The organism is Erythrobacter ani (genome assembly GCF_019204025.1).
Taxonomy (GTDB): Bacteria; Pseudomonadota; Alphaproteobacteria; order Sphingomonadales; family Sphingomonadaceae; genus Erythrobacter; species Erythrobacter ani.
The window spans coordinates 297,027-314,294 of record NZ_JAGSPB010000003.1 but is presented as its reverse complement, the minus strand read 5'-3'; the positions used below and the strand labels follow the sequence as shown (position 1 = coordinate 314,294).

General features: G+C 58.9%; 17 protein-coding genes. 12 read left to right on the top strand and 5 right to left on the bottom strand.

The annotated features are described in order from the left end of the window. Positions 1-317 precede the first annotated feature (317 nt). The 7 genes from KCG45_RS14315 (at position 318) to KCG45_RS14285 (ending at position 7,979) form a co-directional block, all read left to right on the top strand. Complete coding sequence (locus KCG45_RS14315; RefSeq protein ID WP_218317974.1) at positions 318-578, top strand: hypothetical protein; 261 nt, start codon at positions 318-320, stop codon at positions 576-578. 46 nt (positions 579-624) lie between these two features. Then, positions 625-1,539: an aminotransferase class IV gene (locus KCG45_RS14310; protein ID WP_218317973.1), complete on the top strand. Its 915-nt coding sequence runs from the start codon at positions 625-627 to the stop codon at positions 1,537-1,539. Further along, positions 1,536-2,258, top strand: coding sequence for a sulfotransferase-like domain-containing protein (locus KCG45_RS14305; RefSeq protein ID WP_218317972.1), 723 nt, complete (start codon positions 1,536-1,538; stop codon positions 2,256-2,258). Before KCG45_RS14310 ends, KCG45_RS14305 begins: the two co-directional genes overlap by 4 nt. Before the next feature lie 69 nt (positions 2,259-2,327). Further along, positions 2,328-3,953, top strand: a complete 1,626-nt coding sequence (locus KCG45_RS14300; RefSeq protein WP_218317971.1) for an acyl-CoA dehydrogenase family protein — start codon at positions 2,328-2,330, stop codon at positions 3,951-3,953. A 69-nt stretch (positions 3,954-4,022) separates the two neighbouring features. Then, positions 4,023-4,766, top strand: coding sequence for a trehalose-phosphatase (otsB, locus tag KCG45_RS14295; protein ID WP_218317970.1), 744 nt, complete (start codon positions 4,023-4,025; stop codon positions 4,764-4,766). Further along, positions 4,763-6,565 carry a glycoside hydrolase family 15 protein gene (locus KCG45_RS14290; protein WP_218317969.1) on the top strand — a complete coding sequence of 601 codons (1,803 nt, stop codon included), beginning with the start codon at positions 4,763-4,765 and terminating at the stop codon, positions 6,563-6,565. Before otsB ends, KCG45_RS14290 begins: the two co-directional genes overlap by 4 nt. Before the next feature lie 7 nt (positions 6,566-6,572). Continuing rightward, positions 6,573-7,979 (top strand): alpha,alpha-trehalose-phosphate synthase (UDP-forming), encoded by a 1,407-nt coding sequence (locus KCG45_RS14285; protein ID WP_218317968.1) that lies wholly within the window; start codon positions 6,573-6,575, stop codon positions 7,977-7,979. On the opposite strand, the gene KCG45_RS14280 is transcribed toward KCG45_RS14285, so the two are convergent. Beyond that, positions 7,976-8,434, bottom strand: a complete 459-nt coding sequence (locus KCG45_RS14280) for a response regulator (RefSeq protein WP_218317967.1) — start codon at positions 8,432-8,434, stop codon at positions 7,976-7,978. The genes KCG45_RS14285 and KCG45_RS14280 overlap by 4 nt on opposite strands. A gap of 199 nt (positions 8,435-8,633) precedes the next feature. Between KCG45_RS14280 and KCG45_RS14275 the strand changes: the two genes are divergently transcribed. Next, complete coding sequence (locus KCG45_RS14275; RefSeq protein WP_218317966.1) at positions 8,634-9,425, top strand: tyrosine-protein phosphatase; 792 nt, start codon at positions 8,634-8,636, stop codon at positions 9,423-9,425. An 80-nt stretch (positions 9,426-9,505) separates the two neighbouring features. Continuing rightward, complete coding sequence (gene trxB, locus KCG45_RS14270; RefSeq protein ID WP_218317965.1) at positions 9,506-10,483, top strand: thioredoxin-disulfide reductase; 978 nt, start codon at positions 9,506-9,508, stop codon at positions 10,481-10,483. Between the two features lie 16 nt (positions 10,484-10,499). Here the strand turns inward: trxB and KCG45_RS14265 are convergent, their stop codons facing one another. The 3 genes from KCG45_RS14265 to KCG45_RS14255 form a co-directional block, all read right to left on the bottom strand. Then, complete coding sequence (locus tag KCG45_RS14265; RefSeq protein ID WP_218317964.1) at positions 10,500-10,958, bottom strand: MAPEG family protein; 459 nt, start codon at positions 10,956-10,958, stop codon at positions 10,500-10,502. 19 nt (positions 10,959-10,977) lie between these two features. Further along, complete coding sequence (locus KCG45_RS14260; protein ID WP_218317963.1) at positions 10,978-11,427, bottom strand: MAPEG family protein; 450 nt, start codon at positions 11,425-11,427, stop codon at positions 10,978-10,980. Between the two features lie 65 nt (positions 11,428-11,492). Continuing rightward, positions 11,493-12,443, bottom strand: coding sequence for a threonine ammonia-lyase (locus tag KCG45_RS14255; protein ID WP_218317962.1), 951 nt, complete (start codon positions 12,441-12,443; stop codon positions 11,493-11,495). Between the two features lie 62 nt (positions 12,444-12,505). On the opposite strand from KCG45_RS14255, the gene KCG45_RS14250 reads away from it, so the two are divergent. Next, complete coding sequence (locus KCG45_RS14250) at positions 12,506-13,717, top strand: saccharopine dehydrogenase family protein (protein ID WP_218317961.1); 1,212 nt, start codon at positions 12,506-12,508, stop codon at positions 13,715-13,717. A gap of 65 nt (positions 13,718-13,782) precedes the next feature. Beyond that, positions 13,783-14,736 (top strand): glycosylasparaginase, encoded by a 954-nt coding sequence (locus KCG45_RS14245; RefSeq protein WP_218317960.1) that lies wholly within the window; start codon positions 13,783-13,785, stop codon positions 14,734-14,736. 59 nt (positions 14,737-14,795) lie between these two features. On the opposite strand, the gene KCG45_RS14240 is transcribed toward KCG45_RS14245, so the two are convergent. Continuing rightward, on the bottom strand, positions 14,796-16,319 hold the full coding sequence (locus KCG45_RS14240; protein ID WP_218317959.1) for a winged helix-turn-helix domain-containing protein: 1,524 nt from the start codon (positions 16,317-16,319) through the stop codon (positions 14,796-14,798). 99 nt (positions 16,320-16,418) lie between these two features. On the opposite strand from KCG45_RS14240, the gene KCG45_RS14235 reads away from it, so the two are divergent. Next, complete coding sequence (locus tag KCG45_RS14235) at positions 16,419-17,138, top strand: sterol desaturase family protein (protein WP_218317958.1); 720 nt, start codon at positions 16,419-16,421, stop codon at positions 17,136-17,138. Positions 17,139-17,268 lie beyond the last annotated feature (130 nt).

The following is a 17,268-nucleotide window of genomic DNA, read 5'->3' as shown; positions in this document are numbered from 1 at the left end:
TTTACCAGTCACTACGAATAACAAGTCGTCGTTTGCCAAAGGCGCTTTATCTCATCTGTCCGATTTTGGGGGTATTGATGGGGGTATTTGCAAGACGACTCAAAAAGTTTATTAGGTAAATCAGCACGTTATATGCTCTCTATATTTCCCTCCTCCGCTACCAACGGAAACTCACCAATTTCTGTTCGGTTCTGCGTCCTTGCCATTCCGTGCCGATGGCGCGATCGAATTGTCTTGGTCCGCAGGAAGCAGCGTTGGGCCTGTGACAGCATTGCGGGTCCGCCAATCGAGGCGCCATCGGGCAGCAGTTCTTGTTCGTGGTCCAGCCGATTGAGATGATCGCTAAGCGGAGCGACAAGCTGTTGTTAAAACTAAGTGTCGCGGACGATTTGCGCGCTAGCTCACGCGGCATGAAGATCGAACAGAGCTTCGGGCAGGTTGCTATCGATCTGCAGACTCCCGACGAACCTGTGGGCTTTGAATTCTTCGACGAATTACGGTTTTCCGTGCCACGAACTCAAGAATATCGTCGGGCCTTAATGAGCTCGAATGAAGCCATGGTGAGCATGAAATATTGAAACGGCAGGCTATTGTCAGAAGCTCTCAGCCGCCTAAACAGGCTCGATGGCACAGGGGACACACGATTTCGCGCCCGATCCGCGCAACGAGACGGTACTCATCAATGTGAACGGCACGTTGGTGCCCCGGGCGGAAGCGACTGTTTCGGTTTTCGACAGCGGTTTCATGCTCGGCGACGGGGTATGGGAAGGTCTGCGATTGCATCGCGGCAGAATTGCGTTTCTGGATGCTCATCTGGATCGGCTCTACGAGGGCGCGAAGGCGATCGCGATGGATATTGGCTTATGCCGCAGCGACCTTTCAGACCGCCTCTACGCGACCATAGACAGCAACGGAATGCGCGGCGCCGAGGGTGTGCATATGCGCCTGATGGTGACGCGAGGCGTCCGCTCGACACCGTATCAGGACCCTCGCGTTGTAATTTCTCCAGCGACCATCGTGATCATCCCGGAATATAAGGCGCCGCTTCCATCGACGATCGAATCGGGGATCAGACTGTTCACCGTTCACGTCCGGCGCGGCGACCCCGCGGTGCAGGATCAGAAGCTGAATTCGCACAGTAAGCTCAACTGCATCACGGCGTGCATCCAGGCGACGCAGGCGGGCGCTGACGAAGCGCTGATGCTCGATCCGCATGGCTTCGTGGCGACGTGCAACTCGACGCATTTCTTCATCGTCCGAAAAGGCGAGGTTTGGACTTCGAGCGGGGATTATTGCCTCGGCGGGATTACTCGCAGCAATGTCATCCAGGTTTGCTGCGAAGAGGGCATTTCTGTGCTTGAGAAAAACTTCTCGCTCACGGATGTCTACGGCGCGGATGAGGCTTTTGTCACAGGGACCTTTGCCGGCGTCGTTCCAGTGACAGAGGTTGACGGCCGGCAACTGACCGACCGGCGAGGGCCGATGGTCGAACGATTACAGGGTCTGTACAAGGCGCTGATGGAGCGAGATGTCGCATGACCGTTCGCATCGCGATGTGGAGCGGTCCACGAAATATATCGACCGCCATGATGCGAAGCTTTAGCGCGCGCAGCGATTGCGCGGTATCCGATGAGCCGTTTTATGGCGGTTTCCTGAAAGACAGCGGCGAGCCGCATCCGTTGGCTGCGGAAACTATCGCGGATATGGATTGCGACTGGCACTCCATCGTCCAGGCTCAATCCGGGATCGCTCCGCGCGGGAAGACAATTTGGTATCAGAAGCATATGCCGCATCACATGATCGGTCCGGTTTCGATTGCTGATTTCTCAAACCATCGCCACGCTTTCCTGATCCGTGCGCCCGAGCGTGTGGTCGCGAGCTATCGCAACAAGAATGAGCTTCGCAGCGCCGAAATGCTGGGATTTGCGAAATTGCGAGAATATTTTCAGTTCGAATGCGATCGAACCGGAATGTCCCCACCGGTGCTCGATTCAGACGACATCCTTCGCGATCCTCAGGGTACCTTGTCCAGTCTATGCGGTGCGCTCGGAATTGCGTGGGATCCGGCCATGCTGTCTTGGGAGAAGGGACCGCATGCGGAGGACGGTGTCTGGGGCGCACATTGGTATGACAAGGTGAACGCGTCGACCGGTTTTGGCGCAGCGCCGGGGAATCTGCCCGACTTGGACGGAGATTATGCAAAGGTGGCGGAGGCCTGCCGCGCCGACTACGAAGCGCTGAAGGCGCATGCTCTCTGAAAATGTTTTCCGCGCCTCACAAATTCAATCGGTCCCGCTGATGCGAAAGCTCTGCTAGCACGCCGCCCTATGAACGAATGGATATCATTAGCGCGCGATGCAACGCAGGCGGCTCAGACTTACTCCAATGAGGTGCGAGAGGCTGTGCAGGCGCGGGTTGCGGCAGACCCCGCGCTTTTGACGGCAGAGCAGCATGCGGTGCACGGCTTTGCCTGGGTTGCGGCAAGCGTCGCTGCAATGGAGGCGACGGCCGACTGGTGCGCACGCGGTGAAGTTTCCGGACGGATTGGGAAGATCGAGGAATTGACCCTCCGTATCGGATTTGGGGAGTATTGCGCTCAGCTAGTGCACGGTGTGCAAATGAGTGCCAGCGAAGTAGTGCGTCCCGAGGCATTGGGCGCAGAAGGGGCTGCGAGCGTATTTGGCGGCGATCCGGCGGTACGGCGTTTCCTCGTCGAAGGAAGCACTGCGGCAACGCGCGCCGAATTTGCACGATTGCTGAGCAGCGGCGCGAGGCCCGACGAAAGCCTTGGCGATGAAACACTGGACTTGGTTCGTGAGCAATTTCGTTCCTTCACTGCTGACAGGATAACGCCGCGTGCACATCAATGGCACATGGAAGATGACCTCATCCCGGAAGGCGTCATCGCCGAAATGGCCGAGCTTGGCGTTTTCGGAGTGTGTATCGATGAAAGCTATGGCGGTCTGGGCCTTGGCAAGCTTGCCATGTCGATCGTTTCCGAAGAGCTTTCGCGCGGATGGATTTGTGCTGGATCGCTGGGCACACGCTCCGAGATCGCGGGCGAGTTGATCGGCGAAAACGGCACCGTCGCGCAGAAGGCAAAGTTTCTGCCGGGTATTGCGGACGGATCAATCCTGCCGACAGCAGTTTTTACCGAACCGGACACCGGTTCCGATCTCGCCAGCGTGCGCACCCGGGGGCGGCGAACGAAAGGCGGTGATTGGCGCATCGATGGCGCGAAGACGTGGATTACCCACGCGGCCCGGGCCGATCTGATGACGCTGCTGGTGCGCACCGACCCGGATCAACCGGGCTACCGGGGACTATCGATGTTCCTCGCTGAAAAGATTCGCGGCAGCGATTCCGACCCGTTTCCCGATGACGGCATCAACGGCAGCGAGATCGAAGTGCTCGGCTATCGCGGGATGAAGGAATATGCTCTCGGTTTCGATGGCTTTGCCGTGGCGGACGATGCCCTGCTGGGCGATGCCGAGGGGCAGGGCTTCAAACAACTGATGCGGACATTCGAGGGTGCGCGGATTCAAACCGCTGCGAGAGCGATTGGCGTGGCTTGGAACGCGTTTGATCTTGCGCTCGATTATGCCGAGGGACGCAAACAATTTGGCGAGCCGCTGACCCGGTTCCCGCGGGTCTCGGACAAGCTGGCATTAATGGCCGTCGAGATCGTCATGAGCCGCGAGCTGACCTATTTCGCGGCGCGGCAAAAGGATCGCGGCAACCGCTGTGATATCGAAGCCGGGATGGCGAAACTGCTCGCCGCACGTACCGCATGGAGCGCAGCCGACAACGCTGTGCAGATTCATGGCGGGAACGGCTACGCGCTGGAATACCCCATCAGTCGGGTGCTGTGCGATGCGCGTATTCTCAACATCTTCGAGGGCGCTGCGGAGATACAGGCGCAGGTTATCGGTCGGGGATTGCTTTCGGCATAGCGAGATTAGCACCTGCTGCAGTGCAGCGTGTTCATTGACGCATGGCCCTGACGCTTTATGCCAAGCTCCATGCATTCCAGCGTCGTTCTTGGTCCGCCGCCATCGCTCACTTCGCTGATCGCGGACCAGCCAGTTGCGCTTTTCCTCGACTTCGACGGGACGCTGGTAGAACTGGCGCCTGGCCCAGATGCGATCAATCCGCGCGCGGGGCTGGCCCAATACCTTTCGGCGCTTGCCGACAGGTTGGAGGGGCGCTGCGCTTTGGTGAGCGGCCGCGGCATTACGGATATCGAGAAACATCTGGGCCCGCTGACTGTTGCGGCTGCGGGATCGCATGGATCGGATATGCGGCGGCGCGATGGAACCGCGTTGGGGCCGGGCGCTCTGGATGTACCTGCTCTGATCGACCGCGAAATGCGCGACTTTGCCGCCCAAAATCAGATCGATTACGAAAAAAAGCCGCACGGCGCAGCGCTCCACTATCGCTCCCGTCCCGGCGCAGGCAAAGCAGCACGCTCCTTTGCCGAGGAACTGGCCACACAGCATGGCTGGGCTGCACAGCATGGCAAGGCTGTCGTTGAGATCGTTGCAAAGTCCGCGAACAAGGGCGCAGCGGTCACCGCGTTTATGGCGGAAAGCCCTTTCGCAGGATCGCACCCGGTCTTCATTGGTGATGATCTCACCGATGAGGCGGGCTTTGGTGCTTGCTATGAATTGGGCGGGGCGGGCATTCTCGTCGGCTCACCGCGCAGCACGAGCGCGCGATACCTCCTCCCTGATGTTCAATCCGTACACGAATGGCTGGAATTATGACCGAGCAGCGTCTCCCTAATCTCGAACTCTGGCCTATCGGTAATTGCCAGGTATCCGGCTTGATCGATCAGACGGGCGCGCTGGTGTGGGGCTGCGTGCCACGCGTCGATGGCGATCCGGTGTTTTCGGCCCTGCTCAATGGTGACCAACGCGATGCCGGCATCTGGCGGTTCGAGTTGGAGGGGCAGGTAAGTGCAAAACAGAAGTATATTCGCAACACTCCCAACCTCGTAACCACGCTCGAGGGGAAAGACGGCAGCGTAGTGGAAATCCTCGATTTCTGCCCGCGATATGAACGCTCTGGCCGGATGTACCGTCCGGTCGCTTATTCTCGTATCGTCCGCCCCATCGCCGGGAACCCGCGTGTGCGTGTGGTGCTGAAGCCGGTGAAGAATTACGGTGCACAGGTCGCGGAAACCACGCACGGGACCAATCACATCCGCTACCTCGTCGGCCCGCAGGCACTGCGCCTTTCGACCGATGCACCTGTCGGCTACATCATGGAGGGCCGCACTTTCCGCATAGAGGAAGACACCCATTTCTTTCTTGGCCCGGACGAACCGTTTGTCGGCAATGTTCGCGAGCAAGTCCGCTCTATGGAGCAGGCGACGCGCAAGTACTGGCAGCGCTGGGTGCGAATGTTGGCAATTCCGCTGGAATGGCAGGAAGAGGTCATTCGCTGCGCGATCACTCTCAAATTGTGTCAGCACGAAGAAACCGGCGCAATCGTTGCAGCGCTTACGACCTCAATCCCCGAGGCTGCCGATTCGGAGCGTAACTGGGATTACCGTTACTGTTGGATCCGCGATTCCTATTACACCATTCAGGCGCTAAACCGTCTAGGCGCGCTCGACGTGATGGAGAAATACCTCTCCTATCTGCGCAACATTGTTGACGGTGCTCGTGGAGGACAGATCCAGCCGCTCTATTCGGTCATGGGTGAGAGCGAGCTGGACGAGACCACCGCAAGCTATCTGGCTGGCTATCGCGGGATGGGGCCGGTTCGGCGCGGCAATGCGGCCTACAAACAGATTCAGCACGACTGCTATGGCCAGATCGTGCTGCCAAGTGTGCAAGGGTTCTTCGATACACGCTTGCTGCGAATGGCAGACAGCCACGATTTCGAGAACCTGGAACAGGTTGGCAAGATGGCTTGGGCCATGCACGACCAGCCCGACGCTGGTCTGTGGGAATTCCGTACTCGGCAGGAAGTGCACACCTATTCGGCGGTGATGAGCTGGGCCGCCTGCGACCGGCTGGCGAATGTCGCCGAGCATATCGGCAAGATCGACCGTGCCGAGCTATGGCGTGAACGCGCGGACGCCATCCGCGAGAAAATCGAAGCCGAAGCGTGGAAAGAGAACGGCGAAGGCGGGCATTACGGCGCCAGTTTCGAAAGCGATTACCTCGACGCTAGTTTGCTGCAAATGGTCGAATTGCGCTTCCTTTCGCCTGACAATGAGCGATTCAAGCAGACCTTCGCCGCCGTTGAAGAGCATCTGAGGCGCGGCGACCATATGCTGCGCTATGCTGCCGAGGATGATTTCGGCGCGCCCGAGACGGCATTTAATGTCTGCACGTTCTGGTTGATCGAAGCGCTCCATCTCGCCGGACGCGATGCCGAGGCATGCAAGCTGTTCCGAACCATGCTGAGCCATACCACGCAGTCGGGGCTGCTATCGGAAGATCTCGATTATGAAACGGGCGAGCTTTGGGGGAACTTCCCGCAGACCTACTCGCTGGTAGGAGTAATCAACTGCGCCGGATTGCTGTCCAAATCCTGGAGTGAAGTGCGATAACCTATCCATGAGCCGCCTTGTCGTCATCTCGAACCGCGTCGCCGTACCCAAAGCGCGCGGGGCGGCCGGCGCGCAGGGCGGACTTGCAGGGGCGTTGAATGCGGCGTTGAAAGACCGCGGCGGTCTGTGGTTCGGCTGGTCCGGGCAGGAAAGCGAAGATCGCACCGGGAACATGAACGTCCAGCGGGACGGAGGCGTGACGACAGCGACCATCGATCTGAGCACGCGTGACGTGGATGAGTATTACAACGGATACGCCAATTCGACGCTGTGGCCGCTGTTCCATTACCGGATCGACCTGGCCGAATTCGAAAACGAAACCGGCCGCGGTTATGAGAGGGTGAATGAGCGCTTTGCGGAAAGCGTAATGCCGTTGATTGAAGAAGACGACATCGTTTGGGTGCACGACTACCACCTGATCCCGATTGGGCACCGTTTGCGCGAACATGGGGCCAAAAACCGGATCGGTTTCTTCCTCCACACACCATGGCCGCCGACGCGGTTGCTCACATCGCTCCCTTTTCACGAGCGATTGGTTCTGACCATGCTCAGCTACGATCTCATCGGCTTCCAGACAGAAGAATGGCTCTCCAGCTTCGTGCATTATTGCGAAACCGAACTGGGTGCGGATGTCGACAAGGCGAGCGGTCGCATTACCCACGAGGGACGCACCACGACAGCGCGTTCCTATCCTATTGGGATCGATTGGGATCATTTCCAAGCCCAGGGTGATACCGGTGAGGCTCGCCAGGCGACGCAAAGACTGCTTGCCTCCACTCGCCATCGCACTGGGATGATTGGTGTCGATCGGCTGGATTATTCCAAAGGCCTTCCCGAACGGATCGACGGGATTGGGCGCTTCTTTGACCAGAACCCGGAGCGCGTGCGGGACCTCGTCTTCATACAGATCGCCCCGCCGAGCCGGGAAGACGTCGAAAGCTATCAGAAAATTCGCGCCGAGCTCGAACAGAAAACAGGACAGATCAACGGCGCAAGAAGCGAAGTCGACATGGTCCCCATTCGCTATGTGAACCAGGGGTATAGCCATGCCGAACTTTATGGTTTCTTTCGCGCCGCAAAAATTGGGCTGGTCACCCCGCTGCGCGACGGCATGAACCTAGTGGCCAAGGAGTACGTCGCCGCGCAGGATCCTGACGATCCCGGTGTACTGATCTTGTCGGATTTCGCCGGAGCTGCGCATCAACTTGATTGTGATGGGAAGGGTGCGTTGATCGTCAATCCGCATAGCCCGGATGCGTTCGCCCGCGCGATCGAGGCGGCGCTAGACATGCCGCTGCACGAGCGCAAAAGCCGTTACGAAGCTATGATCGGAACTGTGCGGGATGAAAATGTGCAGGCTTGGATGAAGACGTTCTGCGGTGATTTAGCCGGCGACCTGTTACCGGCGAACTAGACCCAGCGCCGCTCCAACGGACTCGTTTCATCGAGAAAGCCGGCCTCTCGCGCGACTCTGGTCTTGAGGTCGAGGTGCCTGAATTCGCCTCGCTTGGCCAAAACCTTATTAATGCGGTCGACCAGATCTGATGGGCTGAAAGGTTTGCGAAGATAGTCCTGCGCCCCGGCATAAATCGCTCGATTTTCATCAGCTTCTCCGCTCATCGCGGTGAACATGATTACGGGCAGATCATAGAATATCGCAGACCCTCGCAGTTTTCGCAGCAAACTGACGCCCGAGATACCGGGCATGTCCTGATCCAATAGAAGGACGTCCGGCCGCCTTTTCGCCATCAGCTCCCACGCTTCCTCACCGCTGGTGACCCAGCCGCACGCATGTCCTGCATCGATGAGCAAATCGCACGCCATCTCGGCGATCAATTCATCATCGTCGGCGATGAGTACATATGCCATTGCGATGCCTTCCCGTTTGAAGTTGGACTCGCCCGTTTGAAGTTGGACTCGAAGCGATGGCGTGGTGGTTACCCGCACGGTTACCACTTCCGTGTTTTCGGTAGGATACGCATCGATACGTAGCGATCCTGTTGCTTATTTCGCGTTCGAGCGTTCGCGCGGTTGTACGTGGCCAAGCGCGCTGCCACTCTCGTCGGCGATGATTCGAGAAACAGATACCAGCGCGTTCCTTCCCACTGAAGCAATCCACAATCTGCGCGATTATGGGGGCTATCCTGTCACGGGCGGCGGGCGAGTCAAAACCGATCTGCTTTTTCGTTCGGGCCACCATGCAGAGGCCTCAGAGAGCGATCTTGCACTCATATCCAAGCTTGATCTGCAGCACGTGGTCGATCTGCGTGGAGACAGTGAACGTGAACGCCATACCTGTCGCCGGCCGGCAGGGTTCGCCGCCGAAGTGCTTTTCTTTGAGGGAGAGACCGCGGGGCTCGCTCCGCATCTTGAGGCCGCAGAGGGGAACATAGATGCGAAGACTGCCCATAACGCCATGGTCGAGCTCTATGGCGCACTCCCCGATCGGACCGGCCTGAATTCGATCCTGCGGGACTATTTCACCGCATTGGCCTCGGGACGAGGGGCAAGTCTCGTCCATTGCGCGGCTGGGAAGGATCGAACCGGCATTGCGGTGGACTTGCTTCACCACCTTCTTGGCGTGCATCCAGACGATGCAATGCACGATTACCTGCTGACCAACCATTCACCGCGCAATGAAGAGCGCATTGCCCACGGGATGGCGCTCATGGGCGGTAAGTATGGCGCTAGGGACGAAGCAACCATGCGCGTGCTGATGGCGGTGGATGCCGAGTTCCTCGAAGCGGCGCGCAAGTCGATGACCGACGGTTTCGGTTCCGCCGACGCGTATCTGGAGCAGATCCTGGGTGTCGATGCGGCGAAGCGTGCGGCGATAAAAGAACAGCTTGTGGATGCGTAATACAATCCTCGCTGGTGCGAATTGAAGCGGCGCTGCCAAACGCCTAAGTCGTGAATTTGAAGTCAATAGGAATACGAAACATGGCTACCCATCGCACCAAGATGCTGATCATCGGCTCCGGCCCTGCGGGCTACTCCGCCGCCATTTATGCCGCGCGCGCAATGCTGGAGCCTATCGTGGTTCAGGGACTTCAGCCGGGCGGCCAGCTTACTATCACCACCGATGTCGAAAACTACCCGGGTTTTCGTGACGTGGTCCAGGGGCCGTGGCTCATGGAGGAAATGAAGGCGCAGGCAGAGCATGTCGGCACCCGCATGATGTGGGACACGATCGTTTCTGTCGATCTGGAAAACGGCCCCCCTTACAAGGCCATCGGTGACAGCGGCGACGAATATATCGGCGACACGCTGGTCATTTGCACCGGTGCTCAGGCCAAATGGCTTGGAGTTCCAGGCGAGCAGGAGCTGGGCGGTAAGGGCGTATCGGCTTGCGCGACGTGCGACGGGTTCTTCTACCGCGGCAAAAAGGTCGCGGTGATCGGCGGTGGCAATACCGCGGTCGAGGAGGCGCTCTACCTCACAAACCATTCCGACAACGTGACCCTGATCCATCGCCGCGACGAATTGCGGGCGGAAAAAATCTTGCAGGACCGACTACTCAAGCACCCGAAAATTTCGACGCTCTGGAACAAGACCGTGAAGCGTTTTGAAGCAGGTGAGGACGGTGCGCTGCATCATCTCGTGCTCGAGGATACCGTCACCGGCGAAAGCTCCACGCTGGAAGTCGATGGCGCATTTGTGGCGATCGGCCACGCACCCGCGACTGAGCTGTTCAAGGGCAAGCTGGCGATGGACGACAGCGGCTATCTCGACGTCGAACCCGGCACGCCAAAGACCGCCTTGCCTGGTGTGTTCGCAGCTGGCGATGTGACCGATCACGTCTACCGTCAGGCCGTCACCGCCGCAGGTATGGGCTGCATGGCGGCGCTCGATGGAGAGCGTTTCCTAGCGACTATGGAACAGGCAACGGCAGAGCCTGAAACCGAAGCGGCAGAGTGAGTTTCCTGCTCGCCGTCTAAGCGGTCACGAACGGGCTTTGCTGACCTCCTGCTCCGAACACGATCATGGCTGCGCTCACGATCAGCGCGATCAGGATCACGCTCGATAAGGCGAACAGTACGAAGCGAACCATCACTCTGTTAGCGGTAGCCTGTACCACGCTGTGTACGATCCGCAGTCCGACGTAAATCCATGCGAGAAACGCATTCATTCCATCGCCAGCGCCTAAGAGCGCGAGCACGATCGCGACCGCATAGAAGACGGTAGGTTGTTCGTGCAGGTGATTGTAATTGTGCGCTTTCCACTGCACCTTGCTTGGTAACTTCTGATCGAGAAGGCCAACGACCTGCGCGTCATCCGGTTGGACATTCGCCTTGTTCATCGCGGGAATGCGGCTGGCATACATCCATGCCCACATGATCATGGTCCAGACCATCAGAGCGACCGCGGGTTGAAGAATATCCATTCCTATCATTTTCGAATTCCAATGCTTTTCAGGAGACGGCACTCGGGTCGGCGAACACGGTGGCCAGGACCGCACGTATGGCCAGCACGGTAAGGACAATGGTGTAAGCTGTGAATATCAGGATACGCACTGGAATGCGGTTCACCAGAGCTTGCCAGAGCGAATGAATGATCCTCAGGCCGACATAGATCCAAGCGAGCAGTACGTCGATTTCGGTCGGACCCATCAGGACAAGGATCAGGACTGCAGGATAGAAGACCGTCGGTTGCTCGACGAGATGCGAATAATTGTGCGATTTCCAATTGACCCGGTCGGGAAGCACCCCCTCCAGGTCTTGTCCGCGTCCACCCGGCTTGCCGATGCCGGACTTGTCCTGAAGCTTTGCCAACGCCGGGAACCGTGTACCAGCGGTCCAGAACAGCATGATCAACGTCCAGAGCACCAGCACGGCTGCGGGTGCGAGCATCTGCGCAAGCATAAGAAAGCGATCCCCTAACTCTTCCCTTGTGCAGCTTCCTGCGAAACCGCGCGGTCATTGTCAATTCAACCTGATGCAATGGTTTTTGCAAAAGCGCCCGGATCGGCATTGCCGCCGGTCAGCATGATGACCGTGCCGTCGTCGACCGGAACCTTGCCCGCCAGCGCTGCCGCAAGCGCCGCTGCGCCGCCGGGTTCAAGCACCATACGCAGGTTGGCAAAGGCCCAGCGCTGCGCATCGCGTACTTCTTGATCGGTCACAGTCGTGCCGGGCTCAGCTCGGCCCATGAGCATTTCCAGATTGAGCGGCTTGGTCGCATCTGGCTGCAACGCATCGCAGATCGTCTTGGGCGGGGTGCTCGATACCCGCACGATTTCTCCCGCTTCCAGCGCCTGACCGACCATGTCCCAGCCATACGGTTCGACCACATGGACCGCGCTGCTCGGGCAGGCGAGACTGAGACCAACGGCCAGACCTCCGCCCCCGCAGCAGGTGATTATTCGGCTTGGCTCACGCCCGAGCTGCTGCGTCGCTTCCAATCCGGCCGTGCCTTGTCCTTCCATTACCCATGGATCACCAAAGGCATGGACAAGTGTTCCGCCGCGTTCTTCGATCAGTTTTGCAGCCACCGCATCGCGGTCTTCACCTGGACGATCGTACAGCACGACCTCTGCACCGAGGGCACGCGTATTTGCGAGCTTCACCTCTGGCGCATCGCGGGGCATGACGATTGTCGCTTTGATGCCAAGACGCCTCGCAGCCCAGGCAACGCCTTGTGCGTGATTTCCGCTGGAGACGGCGACGGCGTGATCATCGTCGAGATTGTTCAGTCGCCACCATGCTCCCCTGATCTTGAATGCTCCGATGGGCTGCAGGTTCTCGCACTTCACATACGCGCTAACCCGATTGATTTGGACCGGGAGGAGCGGGGTCTGAGGGAGCGGTATGTCTTCCAGACTGCGAAGCGCGTTTCGCACACCCTCCGCGGTGGGCTTTCGATCAGTGTTCAGGATCATTTGTCCGCTTTAGCGCATTCCATTAGGGAGCGCGCAAGATTCGAATCCTGAAAGGTGTAGACATGTCGAAGGTTCTGGTGATCGGTGCAGGTGGGGTGAGCTCTGTGTGCGTCCACAAAATGGCGATGAATGCCGAGATTTTCCCTGAAATCCATCTCGCCAGCCGAACCAAATCCAAATGCGATGCCATCGCCGAAAGCGTAAAAGCGCGCACCGGCATGTCGATCGAGACCTACGAAATTGATGCCGAAGAAGTCCCAGCAATGGTCAATCTTATCAAGAAGATCGGTGCCGAACTGGTCGTCAATCTGGCGCTCCCGTATCAGGACCTGCCGATCATGGACGCCTGTCTCGAGGCGGGCGCGCATTACCTCGATACCGCCAATTACGAGCCGAAGGACGAGGCGAAGTTCGAATATAGATGGCAGTGGGCGTACCACGACAAGTTTAAGGCTGCAGGCCTGATGGCATTGCTGGGCAGTGGGTTCGATCCAGGCGTGACGAGCGTGTTCACGATGTGGCTCAAGAAACACCAGTTGAAGTCGATCCGGGAGCTCGACATTCTCGATTGCAATGGGGGTGATCACGGCCAGGCTTTCGCGACGAACTTCAACCCGGAAATTAATATCCGTGAAGTCACTGCGCCCGCGCGGCATTGGGAGAATGGCAAGTGGGTCGAGACGCCCGCGATGCAGATTTCCACCCCATTCGATTTCGAAGCGGTCGGCACACGTCAGGCATACCTAATGTATCATGAAGAGCTGGAGAGCCTGACGAAGTTCAATCCCGAGATTGAGCGCGCGCGTTTCTGGATGACGTTTGGGGACGAATACATCAAGCATCTGACCGTGCTGCAGAATGTCGGGATGACGAGCATCGAGCCTGTCCGGTACAAGGGGCAGGAAATCATCCCACTGCAATTCCTCGCTTCCGTCCTGCCGAAGCCTGAAACGCTGGGCGAGACCACCACGGGCAAAACCAATATCGGTGTGATCGCAACTGGCGAAGCTCTCGACGGGTCGGGGGAGAAGACTTTCTACATCAACAATATTTGCAGTCACGAAGCCGCATACGCCGAAACCGGCAATCAGGCGGTCAGCTACACAACCGGCGTCCCTGCCATGGTCGGCAGCGCGATGATGGTAACAGGCAAATGGGCGGGCGAAGGCGTTTTCAATATGGAGGAGATGGATCCCGACCCGTTCATGGAAATGCTCAATGAGCATGGTCTGCCGTGGCAGGTGAAAGAGTTGGATGGGCCTGTCGGCTTCTGATGTCCGGCACGACAAACCTGAGTCGCCGAGGCTTCATAGGCGCAGCTGGTGCAGGTGCCGGACTCGTGGCCACGAGCCAGCTCGCTGCGCAAGCCGTTACCGCTACGCGTGGCAAGGTGACCGGTCCCTTCATCCTGACCACTTGGAACTTCGGCCCGGGCGCGAATGATAAAGGCTGGCCGATCCTTGCGACCGGTGGCTCAGCGCTTGATGCGGTGGAGAAAGCCATCAACCATGTCGAACTTCTCCCGGACGAATATTGGGTCGGCTATGGCGGTGTGCCCAATGAAGTGGGTGAGACCACACTCGATGCTACGATCCTTTGGGGCCCGACACATGATTGGGGTGGGGTAGGCTGCCTCAAGCGTGTGAAGCGCGCGATCTCGGTTGCACGCAAGGTCATGGAGGAAACCCAGCACACGCTTATAGTCGGCGATGATGCTACGCGCTTTGCTGCGCGCATGGGCTTTTCCGAGACCTCGCTCACGAACGTTCGCTCGCAGACCCGTTGGGAGGAATGGGCCGCGAAGGGCGAACCTTCAGACGCGTTCGCTGCCGAGCCGTTTCAAGAGGACAACCTGAGAGGGCACGACACCGTCGGTTCGATTGCGGTCGATGCGGACGGCAATCTGTCGGTTGGGTGTTCCACCAATGGCCGCGAATTCAAGATTCCGGGCCGCGTCGGCGATAGCCCGATCCCCGGTGCGGGAGCGTATGGTGACCAGGAGATTGGCGGCGCAGTCGCAACCGGCAATGGCGATGTCATGATGCGCTTCCTGCCCTGCTATCATGTCGTAGAGCTGATGCGCCAGGGCATGCCGCCCGATCTCGCCTGCCAGGCGGCGCTCAAACGGATCACCGACCGTGGATACAGATTCGGCGGCGGCATCGCGGCAATCGGTGTCGACGGCCAACATGGCGGTGCGCAGACAGGCTGGGATGACGCAGGGTTTAGCTATTCGGTACGCGACGCGTCCGGCCATTCGAAGGTATGGGTTTCGACGGAGCCAGCTAGCTGAAGGACTCCGATGAGATAACTGGGTTGGTCTTGACCTTCGCACAGAAGGGTCGAATTCGGCTAAGCTTCCCACGCGGTGACGAATGCATTTTTCACCATTTCCGCTTGCGCCGGATCGGGATAGCTCCGACCGATCCGCGCGAGTTGTAAGCCGAGCGAGTCCTCTCCATCGATCTGTTTCAGCCGCGATGCGGCGTGCTGCATCGCGTCGGTGTTCGACTTGAGTGCGCTAAGCACCATCAGCGACATCCACGTGTAAGGATAAATCGGATTGAGCAGCGCCGCTTCGCGCATCAGTGTCTCTGCATCCTCGACATCGCCCTGCATAAACCGCGCCAGGCCGCGGGTTAAGATGGGGAAGTATTTCCAAGGAAACAGCGGAGCGACGCGCGCGTGATCGTCAAGCGCGCGCTCTGCGTCCGCGGGGCGGCCGTGGTGCAAGTAGTGGCGCGCAAGGTAGAGATTTGCGATCCAGTGCGAGGGCGCGAGGGCGACAGCCTTTTCCGCCAGCGTCAGCCCTTCGGCGGGGCGCGTGATCATCATCAGCGCATGCGCTGTCCATGCCAGCACAGTCGGGTCCTCGGGAGCGTGCGCAAGCGCCATATCGCAAGCCGAGCGCGCTTCCTCAGCTTCCTTCTGGTTCAAGCCACCGCCAAGCTCGAAATGCGCTGCAAGCGCGTTCGCAAGGGCGGCATGCGCCGCGCCATAGCCTGGATCCAGCGATACAGCACGGCGACCCTCTCCAATGGCGACGGCAAGATTATCGAGATCGATGCGTTGGTAGGCTGCGTTGGCGCGTACGACTGCCTGCCACGCGGATTGTGCCTCGGGCGCGGCGAGCGATGATTGCGTGACTTCTCTCACAATAATTGCGCCGATCCGGCCCGCGAGGTCGAGCACCAATTCGTCGGGCGGGACACCATTTTCGAGCGCCGCCGCATCGCCTACATCCACCATTGACGACCACACAAGGCGGCCCGATGGCTGCTCTATCAAGGAGCAATGAACGCGGGCCTCCTTACCGCTATCTCGCACCTCTAATTTTGCCCGGTAATCGGCGGTTTCGTTAGCATCGGAATCTCGGTCCGATGCGATCACAACGATGTCTCGATTGATACTCAGCGCTGCCGCAGTGTCTGACGACAGCAGCTCTGCAAATTCGTTTCCTCGCACCGCGTTTCCGCGGAAAACCGATTGATCAAATCGCAGCTTCGGAGGGGAGGGCGGGGCACTGTCCGATGCTGCCTTGGGAACGCGATCCTGCTCGCCGTCATGGAGCAATCTGTAACCGATCTTGGGGATCGTCTGGATCGTGAAGCCGCCCATCTCGGCTGCAAGACGGCGGAGGCGGCCGATGCAACGCTGGATCGCGTCATCACCTACGATTACACCGTCCCAGCACTCCTCGACCATCGTGTCACGGTCCACGGGCGTCCCGGCGCGGCTGGCGAGCAGCACGAGCACCTGCATAACCCGCGGCTCGATCGACACGGTTCGCTCTCCTGCGGTGACAGAGCGAAGCGTAGGTTCGACCCTCAGGTCGCCCAACTCGAAACTGCGGCTTTTGGCGAGGTCGACCGTCATCGGTTTCTCATCGGCAAATCATCGGGCCCGCAGCCTATCTGCGCATCCCATTGCAGGCAACAAGCGCCGCCATTCTGCAATCAATTAAGGAAAAGTTCGATGTTGGAATTTTTGGCGGCCCTAGCAGCCATGTTCATCCTCTTTGCGGTGTTCGACACCGTGACACCGGCCAGAAAGCAACCTGACAAAAAGTTGTGGCGCACGCGCGGCGTCATCGGGTTTGTGCTCTACTACCTCATCGCGTTCACCGCCCCGTTCCTGTGGGACGGATTGCTTGCGCGCTACACGCTGCTCGATGGTTCCGCGCTGCCCTTATGGGCGCAGGTCGGTGGCGGGCACATTCTGTTCAATCTCTTCATGTACACTTGGCACCGCACGATGCACGGAAACGATTTCCTGTGGCGCCACCTCCACCAGATGCACCATTCTGCCGAGCGCGTGGACATCTGGAGCGCGTACTGGTTCCATCCGCTCGATATGGCCGGATGGGCGCTATTGGGCAGTCTGGTTTTCGTGGGCGTATTCGGCATCTCTCCAGAAGCGGCAGTCATCATCAACCTGATGGGCAGTTTCATGGCGATGTTCACACACTCGAACATCAGCACCCCGCATTGGCTGGGCCTGTTTGTTGCCCGTCCGGAAATGCACGCTGTCCATCACGAGCGCGGGGTTCACCGCTACAATTATGCCGATCTGCCGTGGTTCGATATGCTGTTTGGCACCTATCGCAATCCGCGAAAAGCTCCGGAAAGGGCGGGCATCGTCGACGGCGGCTCAGATAGGATTGGCGATTTGCTGATCGGGCGAAGCATCGGCTAAGCGCGCAGCAATTAGGGAAGCTTGATCCTGGCCCCTGCGGCATGCTTCCCGTTGCGGAGGGTCCGGCTTGTGCGCTTGCTGCGCGGGCCGGGCCTTTCGCTTTGCCTGTGGTGATACTAAGTGCACCGGC